Source organism: Mucilaginibacter sp. 3215 (genome assembly GCF_050433785.1).
Lineage (GTDB): Bacteria > Bacteroidota > Bacteroidia > Sphingobacteriales > Sphingobacteriaceae > Mucilaginibacter.
Map to the genome: position 1 here is coordinate 117,060 of NZ_JBNPWO010000012.1, position 19,013 is coordinate 136,072.

Genomic DNA, 19,013 nt, shown 5'->3' on the forward strand with positions numbered 1-19,013 from the left:
TTCGGAATTTCGACTTAGGATTTGTCTAATGGCGAATCAGAAAGCGAACATCCCAAATTCTTAGAGGCTGTTTAAAAAATGAGAAATATTCATTGCCGTTGGTTTTAACCAACGGTAAAAAAGTTGAAAAGTGGCTTGGCTTTAGCTCAATTGTGCAAAAGGATTTTGGCTGAAGCCCCTTGTTATTACTCATTATTCCGTTGGTTAAAACCAACGGAGTAAAAATGTTATAGCGGATTTTGGCGAATAATTAAGCGGCTTATAGCGGCTTTGATTGAGAAAATTCGCAGAATATTAAGCCTGAATGTCTGCAAAACGCCCAATAACATTTTTAAATTACCGTTTTTAAACAGCTTCTTAGTAAGAATAAAATAAATCCGAAATCGAACATTCGAAATCTCAAATCCCGAATTATCATCCTAAGGCAATTTTAAATAAATAGGAAAGCGAAATTCCAAAGTCCGAAATATTTTATTACCTTTGCCCGGCAAATAATAACTCCAAAATAATTATTTGCTATGCAGTTAGACCCATCAAAATTTGTTGCCGAAGGATTAACTTACGACGACGTTTTACTACTCCCGGCTTATTCAGAAGTTTTACCGCGCGAAGTGAATACCGGCACTTACTTAACTAAAAGCATCCGGTTAAACATTCCTATTATCTCGGCCGCTATGGATACCGTTACCGAGGCCGAGCTGGCTATTGCCATTGCGCAGGCCGGTGGAATAGGCATGTTGCATAAAAACATGACCATACAGGCACAGGCCGATGAAGTACGTAAAGTAAAACGCTCAGAAAGCGGCATGATCCAGGATCCTGTTACCTTGCGTGAAGATGCTTTACTGGCAGATGCTTTTCAACTGATGAAAGAATTCAGCATTGGCGGCATTCCTGTTATCGATGCAGATCACAACCTGAAAGGTATCATCACCAACCGCGACCTTCGTTTCCAAAAGGACATGAGCATTCCGGTTACTGAGGTAATGACCAAAACTAATCTGATCACCGCACCGGCAGGAACTACCTTGACCGATGCTGCCAACATTCTGCAAAGCAATAAAATTGAGAAGCTACCGGTTGTAAATAATGATGGAAAACTGGTAGGCCTCATCACTTATAAAGACATTCAAAAGGTTAAAAACTTCCCTAATGCCTGTAAAGACGAATTCGGCCGTTTACGTGTTGGTGCAGCCGTTGGTGTAGCCGCCGACAACATAGATCGTGTAACTGCCCTGGTTAATGCCGGTGTAGATGTGATTACGGTTGATACGGCCCATGGGCATTCAAAAGGAGTTATTGATATGGTTAAGGCAGTTAAGAAACTCTATCCTAACCTGCAGGTAATTGCCGGCAACATTGCAACGGGCGATGCTGCCATTGCACTTGCCGATGCCGGCGCTGATGCGGTTAAAGTAGGTATTGGCCCGGGCTCGATTTGTACAACCCGTATCATTGCCGGTGTGGGTGTACCACAGTTATATGCGGTATATGAGTGTGCCAAGGCACTCGAAGGCCGGGGCGTTCCGGTAATTGCCGATGGTGGTATCAAACAAACCGGTGATATCGTTAAAGCAATCGCGGCAGGTGCAAGCTCAATCATGGCAGGTTCATTATTTGCCGGTGTTGAAGAGTCGCCGGGCGAAACCATTATATACGAAGGCCGTAAATTTAAATCATACCGTGGTATGGGTTCTGTTGAGGCCATGGCAAAAGGCTCAAAAGACCGCTACTTCCAGGACGAAACCGATGTGGTAACTAAATTGGTTCCTGAAGGTATTGTTGGGCGTGTACCATTTAAAGGCAGCATGGCCGAAGTGATTTTCCAGTACATCGGTGGTTTACGTGCCGGCATGCACTATTGCGGTGCTGCCAATATCGAAGACCTCCAACGTGCCAAATTTGTGAGGATCACCGCTGCTGGTATGCGCGAAAGTCATCCGCATGATATTACTATCACTAAAGAAGCCCCTAACTATACAAGCAGGTAATTCTTAATATAAACTGCATAAAATAAGGCGGCTGAAAGATCCTCTATCTTTCAGCCGCTTTTGTTTTTGATAATAACCTATTGGCCGGTCACTGATGATGATTTTGAAATTAAACCGTTCGCGGTGATGATCTTTAACGCCTGTTCGTAATTGAATCCCACTTTAACAAGTGCATCAAAATAATCTTTATTTAATTTAGCTATTTCGGCTATTTTGCCGGGCTGCTTAAAGTAAGCGAGTTGAGCGTCAAGCACTGATTTTGCCATCGATGCGTACATCGGTCCCATAGAATTCATCGCGTTTTGCATGTCATTAGAGGGGCTTCCATTAAATAGTCCTGTTGAGGCTGTATCCGTGGCTACAGGTGGTGGCGGAAGCAATACAACATCGGTTACCTTGACATGCTTGGTTGCGGCAGCTTGCTCAGTTAAACTAACATTATAAAAATTAAAATAGTTAATTCCCGACCTGCTTAACCCGGCATGCTCTATGATGTCAATGGATTTTGCAGCAGAAGGTATTTTTTTAAAATATACCTTAAACTCAAGCTTATCACCAGCCTTTTTTAATACATTTTTATTGGGTACCATGGCTATGTTTTCCGACTTAACATACTCATAATGTGCGTTGCTTAAATCAGTTTGAATAAAGATCTCTTTATTGAGCTGTAGCCACGCATTATCCTGGTAAGCATAGTTTTCAAAGGTCACAATAGTATACTGACTATTGGTTTCTATCTTTTTGATGATTGTTGATTGATCGTCTTTTTGCTCAACATTAGGAGTTGTGATGTTTTGTGCGAATGCCTGCACTGCAACAATAAAAAACGTAATAATGGTTAAAATAGGTTTTTTCATGTGATAATTTTTCTAAATATATCAATATTAAAGCAATACAATCAACAGGTAATAAAACCTTAATAGGCCATTGAACAAATTTTATTATCATTGGGCATGAAATCTATCTGTGTATTTTGCGGAGCTAATTTCAATGGCGATCCCGTATTGAAACAAGCCATCGAACAATTAGCAGAGGTTATGGTAAGCCGTAACATTACGCTTGTGTTTGGCGGCGGTAAAGTTGGCGTTATGGGTTTAATGGCCGATGCTGTGTTAAACAGGGGAGGTAATGCTATCGGTATAATCCCGCAGTTTTTGATGGATAAAGAAGTAGGGCATACAGGTTTAACCGAGTTGCACATTGTAGAAAATATGCATCAGCGTAAACAAATGATGAACGATCTTAGTGAAGGCATCATTACGCTTCCGGGCGGATGGGGCACTCTTGAGGAGTTTTTTGAGGTGCTAACCTGGCTGCAATTGGGTTTGCATAACCATCCAATCGGATTGTTAAATGTAAATGGTTTTTACGATCTGTTACTTAAACAAATGGATGTAATGGTTGAACAACGTTTCCTGAAACCTACTAACCGAGAATTGATCCTTACTTCCGGCGATCCGATAGAATTGGTGAACCTTATGGATAACTTCAACGCCAAACCCGACGAGGTATGGTTTAAAGACAGAAACCTTACTTAGTCTTAAGTTCGCAGACTTAAGTCAAAAGTGTTAGTTTGTAGCATAGTCTTATTAGCTGATTAAACTGTCTGCTGCCAGCTTTATACTGCAAACTGATACCGGTTTTATCTCTTTAAAACAAAACCGTTTGCAATTCCCTTTTTAGATAGGAAATTTTCTAAATTACCTGTCCTATCTAAAACCAATTATGAATATCGAATTCAATAAAAATGAAGATATTAATAAGCAGCTTGTTTATGAACTAAACACCCGGCTTAACAAAGTATACCAGGGCGGCGGTGAAAAAGCTGCAGCCAAACAAAAAGAGAAAGGAAAAATGCTGGCCCGCGAGCGGGTGGCTTACCTCATTGATAAAGATAAACCATGGCTGGAGATCGGCGCTTTTGTAGCCGATGGTATGTATGCCGAACATGGTGGTTGCCCATCTGGTGGTGTCATATGTGGTATTGGGTATATTTCAGGCAGGCAGTGTGTTGTTGTTGCCAATGATGCCACTGTAAAGGCTGGCGCATGGTTTCCGATAACAGCTAAAAAGAACCTTCGTGCACAGGAAATAGCTATCGAAAACAAATTGCCTATCATTTACCTCGTCGATTCGGCAGGGGTTTATCTACCCTTACAGGACGAGATCTTTCCTGACAAAGAGCATTTCGGACGAATTTTTCGCAACAATGCGGTGATGAGTAGTTTGGGCATTATCCAGATTGCCGCTATTATGGGTTCATGTGTGGCTGGGGGCGCTTACTTGCCTATCATGAGCGATGAAGCTATGATAGTAGAAGGTACCGGTTCTGTTTTCCTGGCCGGATCATATCTTGTAAAATCTGCAATAGGTGAAGATGTTGATAATGAAACGCTCGGAGGCGCAACAACCCATTGCGAAATCTCTGGCGTTACCGATTATAAGCAACCTAACGATCAGGCCGCACTTGACTCCATCCGCAATATCATGAACATGACTGGCGATTATACCAAAGCCGGTTTTGACAGGATTCAGTCATCAGTTCCAAAGCTCAATGAAAAGGAGATCTATGGCATATTGCCCGATAACCGGGAGAAAGCTTACGACATGATGGAAATTATCCATCGCCTGTTGGATAATTCGGCCTTTGAACCTTATAAAGACGGTTATGGACAATCTATTATTTGTGGACTGGGCCGTATTGATGGTTGGGCTGTGGGAATTGTTGCCAACCAGCGCAAGGTGATTAAGTCAAAAAAAGGGGAAATGCAGTTTGGCGGGGTGATCTATTCGGATTCGGCAGATAAGGCTACCCGTTTTATCATGAACTGTAATCAGAAAAAGATCCCATTGGTATTTTTGCAGGATGTTACCGGTTTTATGGTCGGCAGCCGGTCGGAGCAGGGCGGCATCATCAAAGACGGTGCAAAAATGGTTAACGCGGTGGCAAATTCTGTTGTGCCTAAGTTTACCATTGTTATAGGTAATAGCTATGGTGCCGGTAATTATGCCATGTGCGGCAAGGCGTATGATCCCCGGTTGATCTACGCGTGGCCATCGGCCAAGATTGCTGTAATGGGAGGCGGACAAGCTGCCAAAACCCTGCTACAGATCCAGGCAGCGGGCCTCAAAGCCAAAGGAGAAGAGGTGGATGCTGTAAAAGAAGCTGAATTGCTGAAACAGATAACCGACAGGTATAACGCCCAAACAACCCCGTATTATGCCGCTGCCCGGCTTTGGGTTGATGGGATCATCGATCCGCTTGAAACCCGTAAAGTAATATCTATGGGTATTGAGGCCGCTAATCACGCGCCTATTGAAAAGGCGTTTAATGTGGGGGTGATACAGACGTGATTTTAGTGATTAGAGGCTGGAGATTAGTAAAAAAGTGCCATGATGAACTGCTCATCATGGCACTTTTAATGTTTGACTTGTTTCGCCTTGCGCTCGTTTCCAACGAGTGCTTGACCAGGGTTTGCGTTTGTAACGCAAACTAAATTATCCTCGGTGCCTTTTATGCTTTTTCTTAGATGATTTTGACGACGAAGATGAACTTCGTTTATCCGATGATTTTCTTTCTTCAGTTTTGGAGGGTTGATTGTCCGGTTGCTTTACGTCTGTTGAATCTTTACTCAACTGTTTAACCGTAAATTCATTGCCACGTAAACCATATTCCAACTGGCGTTTTGCGCCTGAAGGTTTAGCATCTTTGCCTGTGCCATTGAAGATCGGGAACTCCCGCATTAGCTTACCTTCTTTAATATAGAAATTATCATTACCGCGATACCCTTTGCGTTGCGAACTGGTCAGCTTCGGAAAATCAAGCTTATTTGCCTTGCTGTTATTGTCGTTAAACTCAAAAGCGTAGATGGAGGTGTAGCTGGTTGTATCTTTTGATTTAGCCTGGATCAGGATTTCCGGGTTGCCATCTACATCCATATCTGAATTATAAACGTCAATGATAGCTCCATCTAAATCACCGGTTGTTGTAGTGTATTTTATCGCCGATGAGTCTGAATGCAATATCATAAACGAACCCGCTTCTTCAGCACCGCGGCCCCAGCTCAAAACATCATAGCTTTGCCCCGGCGATACCTCTATCAGTTTGTGAAACCTGAAAGGCGCCATCAAAACCGGCTTTTTAGGTGCCGCAGGAGCGGCAGGCTTCTTTGTTTCCTGCCCGCCGCATCCAGCCATTAACGCGCTCATCGCAAGCGCAAAAAGGTAAACCCTGTTAGTCATATTTTTTATGGTTCAACTTAGTTATATAACGTATCTGGTGTTAGCTCGGCTTTTGCTTTGCCGGGGGCAGTAATAAATACTTTTAACGCTACAGGACCAGTGCCCTGATCAAAATATTTTATTGTTATCTTATGATAGCCTTTTAATAACGGTACAGCTCCCATTTGTTCATCCATGGTATGTTTTCCGTCGTTATCAACTACCTGCTGATCATCAATTAATAACACCGAGCCCCCTGCAGATGACGTTGTAAAGCCGTAAACGCCATCGTTTTCAATATTAACAAATCCTGTATAAATCACACCATATTTGCCTTTATTTTTTCGCAGATCGGCAGTATTAAAGGTTTTTGTCACGCCGCTGTCGGCAGGCATAACGCCGAGCTGATTTGTACTGGTATAAAGACCAGGAAAAACCTGGTACTTAAGGCCTGTTGCTGTACCTGTATAAGTAACGGCCGCCATTGGCGCTTTATTATAAACCAATGTACGGGTAACATTGCTCCGTTTGCCCGAAGGAGTGATCACTATGGTTTGTAGTTCGCGGTACTGATCAATGGGTATATCCAAATTCAAAGGGATAGTATAAATTAAATCTGTCTCGCGTGGGGTATAACCGTCAATAGTATAATAAACTTTTGCACCTTCAACTGAGGGTTTCAATACGGCAGTTAACTTACTGCCAATCATTACTGTATCTTTTGCACCTATAGCTGTGGGCACGTGATAATCAAACCCATTTTTATCCAACCATGCCAAATGGCCCGGTAAACGTGTATCAGCAAAATCAGTGTAGTTTTTGTTGGCCAACGGTGACCAGGCTACTTCCGATAAAGCTAAGAGCCTCGGCAGCAGCATAAACTCCACCTTGGCATCTGTTGCTACATATTCTGTCCACAAATTGGCTTGTACGCCTTTAATGTATTTTTGCTCATCGGCTGTTAACACAGCAGGAGTAGGGTTATAGCTGTAAATTTTTGAAAGTGGTTCGTTGCCGCCTATGCTCAAGGGTTCCTGACTTGGTTTGCCCTGGCCATGATCAATGTATAAACCATTGCTTCCCGGCGTCATGATCACATCATGTTTTTGTTGTGCCGCGGCAATCCCGCCATCTTCACCACGCCAGCTCATTACAGTGGCGTTAGGTGCAAGGCCGCCTTCTAAAATCTCGTCCCAGCCAATAATACTGCGGCCTTTGGAATTTACAAATTTTTCAATGCGTTGTATAAAGTAGCTTTGCAGCGCGTGCTCATCTTTCAGCTTTAACTTTTTAATCAGTTGCTGGCAAAAAGCCGAGTTTTTCCAGGCATCCTTCGGTGCTTCGTCACCGCCAATGTGAATGTATTTGCTCGGGAAAAGTGCCATCACCTCGGTCAATACATCCTGTAAAAAGGCAAAAGTTTTTTCATTAGGGCAGTAAATATCTTTAAATACGCCCCAGGTTTCGGCAGGTTTATACGTTTTGCCGGGATCGCAGCTTAATTCCGGATAAGCAGCAAGTGCAGCCTGAGAGTGTCCGGGCATCTCGATTTCGGGTATTATATTAATAAACCTGTCAGACGCGTATTTTACCACCTCGCGAATCTGATCTTGTGTATAAAACCCGCCATACGGTGTGCCATCAAACTGCTGCGGGGTACGGTCGCGGTAACCACCAATCAGGGTTTGCGCGCGCATACTGCTGATTTGGGTTAGTTTCGGATATTTCTTTATTTCTATACGCCATCCCTGGTCTTCGGTAAGGTGCCAGTGAAAAGTATTCAGCTTATAGGCAGCTAACAGGTCAATGTATTTTTTCACCAGCTCTACTCCAAAAAAATGGCGGCCAACATCAAGCATTGCCCCCCTGTAACCAAAACGCGGATAATCTTCCACCTGTACGCACGGCAGCTTAATGGTGGCGGCATGTTCGGAAGGCATTAGTTGAAGCAGTGTTTGTACTCCGTAGAACAATCCGGCACCTTTACCTGCAACAATAACCTGTTGCGGCGTTATAGTTAAACGATAGCCTTCGGCAGGTAAACCATCGGTGCCGGCGGTAGTAAGGGTTATAACATTTGTGCTTGCACCGCTTTTAACAATCAGAGGTTTATGATAAGCCTGGTTGTTGGCAAGGTAATCTTTAAAAAATACTACCGCTTTGTTTGAAGGCGTATCCGCCTGGATAATGGTTTCCTGGCTCAAAACAAATTGCCCGGGAGATTTTTTCAGTGAAACAGGAGCGGGGATAATACCCAGGTTTGGATCGGCATCCTGCGCGTTTACAATGGTGGTGGTTACTGCAAGCACAGCAAGCAGTATCAAAGAGGCCTTTTTATACATAATTTATCTATACAGGTTAGTATGAGCCCGTAAGATAAAACTTTTTAAAAAAATATAAGAAGTTTTGGTGTGTAAAATGTTTAGTGTAGTAGGAGAATACCTGAACCGAATTTGTGGAATTAAATGAATTAACAGAATGCTAAGCAAACTCAAAAAGATCTTATTAACGCAAAGGAGGGAGTTGTGTATTAAGGAAAGTTAAAGAAATAAAAAAAGCGACAGGTAAACCTATCGCTTTTCTGAGGCTAAGACACTAATCACTAACCTCCAATCTCTAACCACTCATTACGCCGTCACCACGTGCTCTTTGGCTGCCAGGTAACGCTCAGCGTCGATTGCGGCCATACAGCCGGTGCCCGCTGCTGTTACAGCCTGGCGATAAATATGATCCTGTGCGTCACCGGCGCAAAATACGCCTTCTACGTTGGTTTCGGTTGAACCAGGACGTGTGATGATATAACCGGTTTCGTCCATATGTAGCCAGCCTTTAAAAATATCGGTGTTAGGATGGTGGCCTATTGCCACGAAAAACCCTGTAACGTCAAGATCGGTTTCGGCGTTTGTTTGGTTATTAATTACTTTAACACCAGTAACGCTTTGACCATCGCCCAAAATTTCTTTGGTTTCGGTATTGTATAAAATTTCAATATTCGGCGTATTCAATACGCGGTGAACCATCGCTTTTGAAGCGCGGAACTCGTCCCTGCGAACGATCATATATACCTTGCGGGCCAATTTAGCTAAATAAGTAGCTTCTTCGGCAGCGGTATCACCGGCACCAACAATAGCCACATCCTGGCCTTTAAAAAAGAAGCCATCGCAAACAGCACAGGCAGAAACGCCAAAGCCGCTGTATTTTTGTTCAGATTCCAGACCAAGCCATTTGGCTGAAGCGCCGGTTGAGATAATTACAGTATCAGCAGTGATGGTTTTTACATCATCAACAACTACTTTATGTGGTAAACTTGAAAAATCAACAGAACTAACATATCCGAAACGGATTTCGGTACCCAGGCGCTCAGCCTGTTTGCGGAAATCTTCCATCAACTCAGGCCCCATAATGCCTTGCGGATAGCCCGGAAAATTTTCAACTTCGGTAGTTTGTGTAAGCTGGCCGCCTGCCAGTAAACCGGTATACATAACTGGTTTAAGATCAGCGCGGGAAGCATATATAGCTGCAGTATAACCTGCAGGACCTGAGCCTATGATCAGGCATTTTACGTGTTCAGTTTCTTGAGACATTTTATTATAAATGAGTTGCGAATTTACGATTTTAAGCGCATAAGGCAAAGCGCATATCGTCAACAAAGTGACATCATTTGCCGGTATTAGCTGCAAGTACCCGCATCACATTTCCACCTAATATTTTATTGACATCCTTTTGCTTATATCCCAGTTTCAGGAGTTCCTCGGTTATTTTAGGGTAATCACTTACACTGTCCAAACCAAGAGGATATGATTCAGCACCGTCAAAATCAGATCCTATGCCTACATAATCCACTCCGATAAGCTTCACTACATAGTCGATGTGTCTGATCAATAATTCAAGCGGCGGCCGGAGCTTGTCAGACTCAACTTTGTACAAGGCATTTATCCTGATATTCGCCAGATCGACATCATGATAAACCTTAGTCAATGAATCAAGCTCTGCTTTGTGCTCTGCCAAAAACTTAAGCACTTTAGGTGTATAGGTGCTATCTACAAAGCCACTATAAAAATTAATACATACCACACCTCCATTTTTGGCAAGCGCTTTTAATTGGTCATCCTTTAAATTGCGGCGAAATGGATCGATAGTATAAGCACAGCTATGTGAAGCGATAACTGGCTTTGTGGTAGTAGCCAATACATCATGAAAAGTACGTTCGCCCACATGCGATACATCAATCATAACGCCAAGTTCATTCAGGTGCTTTACTATTTGTTTGCCATAATCGGTAAGCCCTAAATGTTTCAAACTATCCTTTTTAGTAACCTCGTCACGTGCCGAAGTTGCCCATGAAGTGCTGTTATTCCAGGTGAGGGTAAGATAGCACATCCCTCGTTTAGCCAAACTGTCAATGTAATCCATCCTGTCTTCGATCATATGCCCGCCTTCAACACCAATCAAAGCTGCCAGCTTTTTGCCTGCAACAGCTTTTTTAAGTTCTTTGGTATTACGCACTAAAGCTATTTTATCAGGATTACGCTTGATGAGCGCGTACAAAGAGTCAATTTCCCGGTTAGCAAAAGCGAAGGCAGTTCCCTTACCATAACTTTCGCCGCACCAGATAGAAAAGATCTGTGCATCAAGTCCGCCCTCCTTGGCTCGAACCAAATCAAAATTCCCTTCGCTTTGACGTTTGCCCAAATCAACTTTGGTTATCAGTTCGTTTGAAATAACATCATTATGCGTATCAATTAAGATAGCTTTTTGATGGATTTGCTGTGCGTTTTGGGCAGATAGTTTTAGCGTGAGTAATAAAAGAAACAATAATAACGACTTTTTCATACTTGGAATATAGGAAACTGGGCCACCGATTTAACTGTTTTTTGATTCCCTTGAAATGATTCTATTTCATTATATAGAAAACAACAGCTCCAATGGTTAGCACTAAGCCAATTAAAATAAAGATACGGGGAATGATTTTTGATGAAGCGTCATTGAGTATAAATGAAGAAGTATCCTTAGGATCATATATAACATTTACGGAATCACCTTCTTTATATGAAGAGCCGCTACTGATACCGATGTTGTATTTTTTTGTTATCAGCTCATTTTGTAACGTCCGATAACTAACTACAGGGTAATTCAAGGTCATCGAATTTTTACTGCTCCTTTCGCGTTCAATACTTATAACCGTACCCTCAACTTGTACGCCTTCTTTGACCAGCGTTTTACGGCGATCATGCATTACAGCGCCTATTAGGCTAAATATGGCTCCTATGCCGCCAAATATTAAAGCGCGCGTAGCAGAATCAGTGTTAGATGTAAAATTGTTACTATATAGTAAAGTATCAATAATCATGATTAAGGTTATTGGGTTTTGTGAAGAGTCATTGAATCTTCACAAAAGTGAATAATTTATCCAACAATTACCAAATCATTCAACTGGTTATTGATGTATTCCATTTCTTCTCCATTGATATGGATGTTGATAGCCTTAGCATTCTGGATAGACTGCTCAGCGTTGCGGGCGCCAACCAGCGCTACGGTTATGCCTGGATGATTGATTGTCCACCGGATAACCAATTGCCCTAAAGTTGCACCTTTTTCATCAGCCAACGGCTTTATTTTGGCAAGGAAAGCATTGGTATGCTCAATGTTTTGATCTTTAAAATATTTAACGCCTGCACGATGATCGCCTTCGCCGAAATTTTGGCCGGGTTTCATTTTACCGGTCAATAAACCACGCTCAAGGGGACTATAAGCTAATATCGCTTTCCTATTCTCGATGCAATAAGGAATTAGCTCATCTTCAATAGCGCGGTTTACCATGCTAAACGGAACCTGGTTTGCCGCCAGCTTAATGGTTTTGGCAGCGATTTGCATTTGACTCAAATTATAATTACAAACACCTGCTTCGCGAATTTTACCCTGTTCCTGCAGACGTAAAATGGCCTCCATAGTTTCGTCAATAGGCGTAGTTTTGTCCGACCAATGAATTTGGTACAAGTCGATATAATCCGTACCAAGACGTTTGAGACTATTTTCACACTCGGCTATAATGCTGTCTTTACCGGCATATCGATATACATCAATATCCTTTCCGCTGTTGTCTTTACTTTTGAAAAAGAACTCACCTTTTGCAAGGTCCCAGCGCAAGCCATATTTAGTCAGGATCTGCACTTTATCACGCGGCAGATCCTTGATGGCTCGGCCAACCAATTCTTCGCTTTTACCCTGGCCGTAAACCGGAGCAGTATCAATTGATGTTATCCCAAGATCGTAAGCCGCGCGCATGGCATCAATAGCTTCCTGATCGTCATTGCCGCCCCACATCCAGCCGCCTGCTGCCCATGCTCCAAAAGTTATTGCCGATACGCTTAGTTTACTTTCGCCTAATCTTCTGTATTCCATTTTTTAAGTAGATTGATGTATGCACCAAATATATTTATTTATACATGATTTGAAAGGGGAGACCGATATTAGGATAGTTAAAGAGACAAGCGCATATTGTTTCCTTGCAATTAGCCATTGAAAAGTTTATGGCGCGTTATCTCTTTGCCATTCCTTATCAAAAAAGCATGATAAATAGTTGGGATGTCGTTTGTCCACTCTTTTATAATAAGTAGCATGCCTATTATTTCTATACGGGTAGCTATTCCCAGATAAAAACAAATATTAAACAAAATTACAGAAGAGCAACTTGCTGTAACCTGAATCATAGTTGCGAGCAGTACAAGTGTCCAAAACTTTGAAGATATGGCGTGTGTGGCCACCTCTTTACCAAACCGGATATAGCTTATGGCATAACATCCTGCTTCCATGGCAACCAGCAAGCTTATCTTTAGCAGATTGTCTTTAAAAAAATTTGGACAGGTAATATAGCATCCCGCCACAATACTCAACCAAAAAAACTGATCGACACCTGAATCAAGCCGCCTGAGCATGGGGCTTGAAACGTTCAGCCGTCGGGCAATGATTCCATCAAAAACATCTGATAATAAGCCGAGTATCATTAACATTATAATGATGTTTTGGAAATACAGGCATTGCATTAAGCTTAATGCAATAATTATGATACCAAATAAAACTCGCGATAAAATTAATAACAGGGGGATTTTTTTCATGTTCCGGTACCGCAAGATAACAGAATTTCAATTTAATTACCACATTTGTAAATAGCACAACCACCTATATAAAATATGTATTTTTTATACCCTGCTTTTTTATTCGCGTTGCTAAGTTTGACCATCCCGGTTGTGATCCACCTGTTCAATTTCCGTAAATACAAAAAGGTATATTTCAGTAATGTACAGTTTCTAAAAGAGGTGCAGGAACAGCAGGCTTCACGCCGCAATTTGAAGGAGCGATTGATATTGGCCTCGCGTTTACTTGCTTTGTTATTTCTGGTACTGGCATTTGCCCGACCGTATATCCCCGGCGCGCAAAATGTCAATGCTGGAAAACAACAGGTGATCAGCATTTTTGTGGATAATTCTTACTCTATGGAAAGCCTTAACCGCGAAGGCTCATTACTTGATGGGGCTAAACGCCGTGCTAAGGAAATTACTTCGGCTTATAATATTAATGATCGGTTTCAATTACTTACGCAAGATTTTGAAGGTAAACATCAAAGACTATTGAACCGTGATGAATTTAATGATGCAGTTGATGCGGTTAAGGTAAGCCCGCAAAGCCGTAACCTGCAACAGGTGATCAGCAGGCAGGAAAACTTATTGAAAAATCAAGCAGGGCCGGTTAAGTCGGTATTTATTATTTCTGATTTTCAAAAGAACAAAAATGATAAACCCGTAAAAGTTGATAGTAATATTAACGTGAACTTTGTTCAGCTCAAAGCCGGGAGCCTCCCTAATGTTGCTGTCGACTCAGTCTGGCTGCTTAGCGCAGTACATCGCCCGGGCGAAAGCGAAAAACTGGTTGTTCGCTTGCATAATTATGCCGAAAAAAAAGCCGAAAAGATCCCTCTTAAACTATTGATCAATGGTGAGCAGAAGGCGCTCGGCAGTTTCACTATCGACGCCCGCGAAGTTCAAAACGATACGTTATCATTTTCGGGCCTAAAACCCGGATGGCAGCGCGGCGTAATTCAGTTACAGGATAACCCGGTTACATTTGATAACCAATTTTATTTTAGTTTTAATGTAAAGCAGCAAATGCCTGTTCTGTTGATTGACGGAGGCATTCCAAATCCATATCTGAAAGCTGTTTTTGCATCTGACGCTTTCTTTGCTACAAACCGTGTAACCGATGGTAACGTTGATTACGCTGCGCTTAACAGTTACCCTATAATTATAATCAGCGATGTTAAAACCATTGCCACCGGATTGGCACAGCAACTTAAAACCTATGTAACAAAAGGAGGGACGCTGGTTGTATTTCCATCGGCCGATGCTGATCTGGCTAATTACAGATCCTTTTTATCAGGCTTAAATACGGGGTATCCTGAAAAGTTGATAACACAAGATGTAAAAGTGGCTTCTATCAACAGGCAAAGTGCTGTATTTAAGAACGTGTTTGAGAGCTTTCCTCAAAACCCCGATCTGCCCTTGGTTAAAAAATATTACCAGCTAAGCAAAAGCGGTGCTAAACAAGAAAGCCTCATGAACCTTGCTACCGGCGAACCTTTTTGGGAAGGTTATAACACCGGAAAAGGAAATGTATATATATGTGCTGTACCACTCAACGAAGGATTTAGCAATTTGCCCAGGCATGCCCTGTTTGTGCCGGTACTTTTTAGAATGGCCTTGTTAAGCGAACATGACCAGCCGCTGTTTTATACACTTGGTGCTGATGAAAGCTTTGAGATACCGCCGGTGCAAACCACCGAAAAACAACTGCTCAAACTGAGCAAAGGCGATCAGAGCATTATCCCCGATGTAAAACAGCAGGAGGGGAGTACGCTCCTATATGTTTCGGATCAGCTACGTGAGCCCGGAATTTATTCGCTGAAGAAACAGGATAGCACATTGGCTGCGCTTGCTTTTAATGATAACCGGGCCGAATCAGACATGAGTTATTTTACAGTAACCGATCTTGAAAAATTATTGCCGAATGCAAAGCCTTTATTAACAGCAGGAAATGGCTCGTTAAAAAGTGTTGTTGCCGAATCAAATTTTGGCACACAATTATGGAAACTTTGTCTAATTTTGACGCTGATCTTCCTGCTTGCAGAAATATTTCTGATCAGGTTTTATAAACCCGGTCAGCAGGGTGTTATTCAGGCGGGATAGGTCGATACAAATCCACACATAAAGCAGTGCTAATGAATTTGCTTATCAAATCAGCCACTATTCTTGATCCCGGATCATCCTTTCATCAACAAGTTGCCGATATTTTAATTGAAAATGGTGTTATCACCCGCATAGCCGACGATATTGATGCCGATACCGAACTGTTTGATGCCGAAGGCAAATATGTTTCGCCCGGTTTTTTCGATCTTAACTGCAACATAGGCGAATTGGGTATGGAAACTAAAGAAGACCTTAGGTCTGGTACCATCGCCGCAGCTGCCGGTGGTTTTACGGGCATAGCGCTGATGCCTAACAGTCAGCCGCCAGTACACTCCAAATCAGAGGTGGAGTACCTGCTTAACCGGTCGAAACGTAATTTGGTTGATGTTTATCCTTTAGGCACCATATCGCAAAAGCGCGAAGGAAAAGACCTTGCCGAAATGTACGACATGTACCAAAGCGGCGCTAAAGCCTTTACAGACGGCAACCGGCCCGTGCAGGATGCCGGTTTAATGGAAAGAGCTTTGTTATACGCACAAGGCTTTGACGCGCTGGTTTTCTCATATCCGGAGGATACTGCTATAGCCGGTAAAGCGAAGGTTAATGAGGGTGAGATCAGTACACTGCTGGGCATGAAGGGAATTCCATCCCTGGCCGAAGAACTGATGGTTGCCCGCGATCTTTATCTGGCCGAATACACTGTATCGCGCATTCATTTTACAACCATATCAACAGCCCGTTCGGTCGAGCTGATCCGCGAGGCCAAACGTAAAGGCATTGAAGTTACCTGCGACGTTGCCGCACATCATTTGGTGTTAACCGATGAAGCCCTTTTAGGCTTCGACAGCTTATATAAAGTTAAGCCGCCGCTGCGCACTGCTGATGATGTTGCCGCGCTGATAACAGGCCTGAAAGATGGTACTATTGACGCCATCGTATCGCAGCACACCCCACATGAAATTGAATTTAAAGATGTGGAGTTTGAAGTTGCCGAATATGGTATTATTGGTTTACAAACGGCCTTTGCACTGGCTTTAAAAGCAGGCTTGCCGGTTGAACTGATAATTGAAAAACTGGCTATCAATCCCCGTGAAATATTAGGGGTTGAATTGCCGGTTATTGCGGAGGGTGAAAATGCCAACTTTGTAATTTTTGATACAGATGCTGAATGGGAATATACCGCAACTAATAATAAATCTAAATCTGCAAACTCTCCTTATATCGGGCAGGGTTTAAAAGGTAAAGTATTGTTAACTTACAACAATCAACAAATCTTTAAATAACATACCTATGATCGATCCAAAAATAGAAACCGCCTTTATAGCAGCGCTTGAGGCTTTCTCCAAATACAACAGCTTTGATGCCACCCAGCTAACCGATGAGTTTGCCGATGTATTTGCATCCGACGAAGATTTTTTATCCAAAGTAGATGAACTTGACGCGGTTTTTGATGAAAACCCGGAGGTTGAAGAGCTTCGTGAAATATTTTTCGACCTGCTGATGATTAATTTCTTCAGCGCCGATGTTAAAAAACTGGAAGAAGATTATCTTGATACACCGGAATGGGAAAGCATTGAAGAAGAAACGCTTGACCGCGGTACCGAACTCCTTAATCTGTTACTTTACCTTAACGAGTGTGAAGACGAAGATATTGAACCGGAATTGGAAGATTACCTGAAGGAATTTTTACTGGTTGATGAAGATGAGTTCCAGGACGAGTACCGCATTTATGAACCGGTTATCGCCAATCAAATCCTGATTGAAAGCCCGGTATCGGAGATCAGTAAAGTAGCAACAACGCTTCCTGAGGATTCAGAACTTAAGGAATTGTTTTACCCAATGATGTGCTTTTTTCAAAATATTGATCCTTCTGATGAAGAGAAAAAGGATATTGCCGATAACTCCATCAACAAGGAATTTGATATGGCTGTTTTAGAAATTTTAGTTAGTTTTCAATAACCCTCTTAAATGAGCGCACAATTAGAAAGAACCATAAAAATACGAGGACTTATCAAAGGATTGATTTTAGGTGCAGTATTGGCTGTTGTAAGTATTATTTATTTTTATTTTATGGTAAGTGTAGCATCGGCTGTCGCAATAACAGCTGGTGCAATACTTTTCACGTACATATTTCCGATAGCTATTGCTGCTTTGTTTTGCATAAATCTGAGGAGCAAAGTGGGCGGGTATTGGACAATGAGGCAGGCCGCTACCGGAATTTTCATTATGTTTTTCATTTCAAACCTGACCATATTTATACTACGTGATCAGATATTTGCAAACGCTATAGAACCGCAAATGGCTCAGAAAACTAAAACAGCTATGGTTACAGCTTTGAATAAACTGAAAGAAAGCACTACTAAACCGGAAGAAAAGAAGGAAGCTGATGCCAAGATTCAGGAGATGGAGAAAAGCTTTCAAACCGGAAAAAGCATTACCATAGGGCAACAAATTCAGTCATTAGGGATAAGCATTATATTTTTGTTTGTTTTATCTATAATTTTTGCTGCCTTCTTTAAACGGGACCCATTTCCTGAATAGAACATTAATCGTATAACAAAACAGGCCTTTCAAATTTGAAAGGCCTGTTTTGTTATAGCAAATTTGAGGAGTTAAAACCAGGGCAAACGCATCTAAATAGGGTTAATACGGGTTAACATATTTAAAATACATCGACTAAATAGTTAATAATCAATATTTTATATTTATGGAGTTGACACTAATTGATTTTTTTAAGTAATTAAGCACCTCCGAATGTTTGTGCCTGTTATTTGCAAAAGTAGGTACTGAGGAGGCTTGGGCGTTAACCTGCTTCAGACTATAAAACACGTATCTAATGGCTCATCTGCATCATAACCTTTTCTTAACTATATTTAACAACAAAGTATCGGCGATAAATATTTGAAAAGCGTTTGCCTGGGTAAAAAATAAACATATACATGATATAAGATAATTAGTTAATTTTAACCAAACACTAAATAACCTATATCATGGAAGTAAAAAAAGCGAGCCCGTCGCAACCAGCCCTGAAGTGGGCTTTAATTAACCTGGTAACTTCAATAGTTATAACTTATGCATTTCAGTTTCTGGATATTGACCCCAACTCATCTCTTAAATACCTCAGCTTTTTGCCCTTCATCGCTTTCTTGCTGTTAACACAAAAAGAATACAAAGATCAGCTTGGCGGATATATTACCTATGGAGAAGGCTTTTTATCCGGTTTTTTATATGCGATTTTTACAGGAGTTTTCGTTGCGGTATTCACTTATGTGTATTATGCGATATTAAGCCCGGAAATGGTTACTAAAGCCCTAACTGCTTCACGCGCGCAAATGGAAGCAAAAGGAAACCTGTCGCAGGACCAAATTGACAATGCATTAAGTATGGTAAGTAAATATTTTGCGGTTATAACAACCGTAAGCGTAGTATTTATATACGCCATTTTCGGCGCTATAGTGAGCCTGATCTCGGCAGCGGTATTCAAAAATGAAAGATCACCTTTTGACACCGTTTCCGATAATTACGAAAGCCCAAAACCAACTGATCCGGCGGTATAAAAACA

16 protein-coding genes are annotated in these 19,013 nt (G+C 41.9%); 8 read left to right on the top strand and 8 right to left on the bottom strand.

What is annotated here, in order from left to right:
• Positions 1–518: 518 nt before the first annotated feature.
• The gene (gene guaB, locus ABIC84_RS18845; RefSeq protein ID WP_429264534.1) at positions 519–1,991 is read left to right on the top strand and encodes an IMP dehydrogenase; all 1,473 of its coding nucleotides are present in this window, start codon (positions 519–521) and stop codon (positions 1,989–1,991) included.
• A gap of 77 nt (positions 1,992–2,068) precedes the next feature.
• Here guaB and ABIC84_RS18850 read toward each other — a convergent pair whose 3' ends face one another.
• Entirely contained in the window at positions 2,069–2,848 is a 780-nt protein-coding gene (locus tag ABIC84_RS18850) for a hypothetical protein (RefSeq protein ID WP_090525667.1), read from the bottom strand.
• A gap of 96 nt (positions 2,849–2,944) precedes the next feature.
• Here ABIC84_RS18850 and ABIC84_RS18855 point away from each other — a divergent pair, with 96 nt between their 5' ends.
• On the top strand, positions 2,945–3,529 hold the full coding sequence (locus ABIC84_RS18855) for a TIGR00730 family Rossman fold protein (protein ID WP_426587683.1): 585 nt from the start codon (positions 2,945–2,947) through the stop codon (positions 3,527–3,529).
• 187 nt (positions 3,530–3,716) lie between these two features.
• Complete coding sequence (locus ABIC84_RS18860) at positions 3,717–5,345, top strand: acyl-CoA carboxylase subunit beta (RefSeq protein WP_426587685.1); 1,629 nt, start codon at positions 3,717–3,719, stop codon at positions 5,343–5,345.
• A 144-nt stretch (positions 5,346–5,489) separates the two neighbouring features.
• Here the strand turns inward: ABIC84_RS18860 and ABIC84_RS18865 are convergent, their stop codons facing one another.
• From ABIC84_RS18865 to ABIC84_RS18895, 7 genes are all read right to left on the bottom strand, one after another.
• Positions 5,490–6,233 (bottom strand): hypothetical protein, encoded by a 744-nt coding sequence (locus ABIC84_RS18865; protein ID WP_429264535.1) that lies wholly within the window; start codon positions 6,231–6,233, stop codon positions 5,490–5,492.
• Positions 6,234–6,250: 17 nt separating this feature from the next.
• Entirely contained in the window at positions 6,251–8,554 is a 2,304-nt protein-coding gene (locus ABIC84_RS18870) for a family 20 glycosylhydrolase (RefSeq protein WP_429264536.1), read from the bottom strand.
• 285 nt (positions 8,555–8,839) lie between these two features.
• Positions 8,840–9,796: a thioredoxin-disulfide reductase gene (gene trxB / locus ABIC84_RS18875; RefSeq protein WP_090526227.1), complete on the bottom strand. Its 957-nt coding sequence runs from the start codon at positions 9,794–9,796 to the stop codon at positions 8,840–8,842.
• A 73-nt stretch (positions 9,797–9,869) separates the two neighbouring features.
• Positions 9,870–11,045 (bottom strand): dipeptidase, encoded by a 1,176-nt coding sequence (locus tag ABIC84_RS18880; RefSeq protein WP_429264537.1) that lies wholly within the window; start codon positions 11,043–11,045, stop codon positions 9,870–9,872.
• A gap of 61 nt (positions 11,046–11,106) precedes the next feature.
• Positions 11,107–11,562: a DUF3592 domain-containing protein gene (locus ABIC84_RS18885; RefSeq protein ID WP_429264538.1), complete on the bottom strand. Its 456-nt coding sequence runs from the start codon at positions 11,560–11,562 to the stop codon at positions 11,107–11,109.
• Positions 11,563–11,618: 56 nt separating this feature from the next.
• A complete protein-coding gene (locus ABIC84_RS18890; protein ID WP_429264539.1) occupies positions 11,619–12,614 on the bottom strand; it encodes an aldo/keto reductase in 996 nt (331 codons plus the stop codon).
• Positions 12,615–12,724: 110 nt separating this feature from the next.
• A complete protein-coding gene (locus ABIC84_RS18895; RefSeq protein WP_429264540.1) occupies positions 12,725–13,327 on the bottom strand; it encodes a CDP-alcohol phosphatidyltransferase family protein in 603 nt (200 codons plus the stop codon).
• Positions 13,328–13,402: 75 nt separating this feature from the next.
• Here ABIC84_RS18895 and ABIC84_RS18900 point away from each other — a divergent pair, with 75 nt between their 5' ends.
• The 5 genes from ABIC84_RS18900 to ABIC84_RS18920 all read left to right on the top strand — a co-directional run bounded on the left by ABIC84_RS18900 (position 13,403) and on the right by ABIC84_RS18920 (position 19,008).
• A complete protein-coding gene (locus ABIC84_RS18900) occupies positions 13,403–15,451 on the top strand; it encodes a BatA domain-containing protein (protein WP_429264541.1) in 2,049 nt (682 codons plus the stop codon).
• Between the two features lie 32 nt (positions 15,452–15,483).
• Positions 15,484–16,734, top strand: a complete 1,251-nt coding sequence (locus ABIC84_RS18905) for a dihydroorotase (protein ID WP_429264542.1) — start codon at positions 15,484–15,486, stop codon at positions 16,732–16,734.
• A 7-nt stretch (positions 16,735–16,741) separates the two neighbouring features.
• Positions 16,742–17,410, top strand: coding sequence for a hypothetical protein (locus ABIC84_RS18910; protein ID WP_429264543.1), 669 nt, complete (start codon positions 16,742–16,744; stop codon positions 17,408–17,410).
• 9 nt (positions 17,411–17,419) lie between these two features.
• Complete coding sequence (locus ABIC84_RS18915) at positions 17,420–17,992, top strand: DUF4199 domain-containing protein (protein ID WP_429264544.1); 573 nt, start codon at positions 17,420–17,422, stop codon at positions 17,990–17,992.
• A 449-nt stretch (positions 17,993–18,441) separates the two neighbouring features.
• Positions 18,442–19,008 (top strand): DUF4199 domain-containing protein, encoded by a 567-nt coding sequence (locus ABIC84_RS18920; RefSeq protein ID WP_429264545.1) that lies wholly within the window; start codon positions 18,442–18,444, stop codon positions 19,006–19,008.
• The last annotated feature ends 5 nt before the right edge of the window (positions 19,009–19,013 follow it).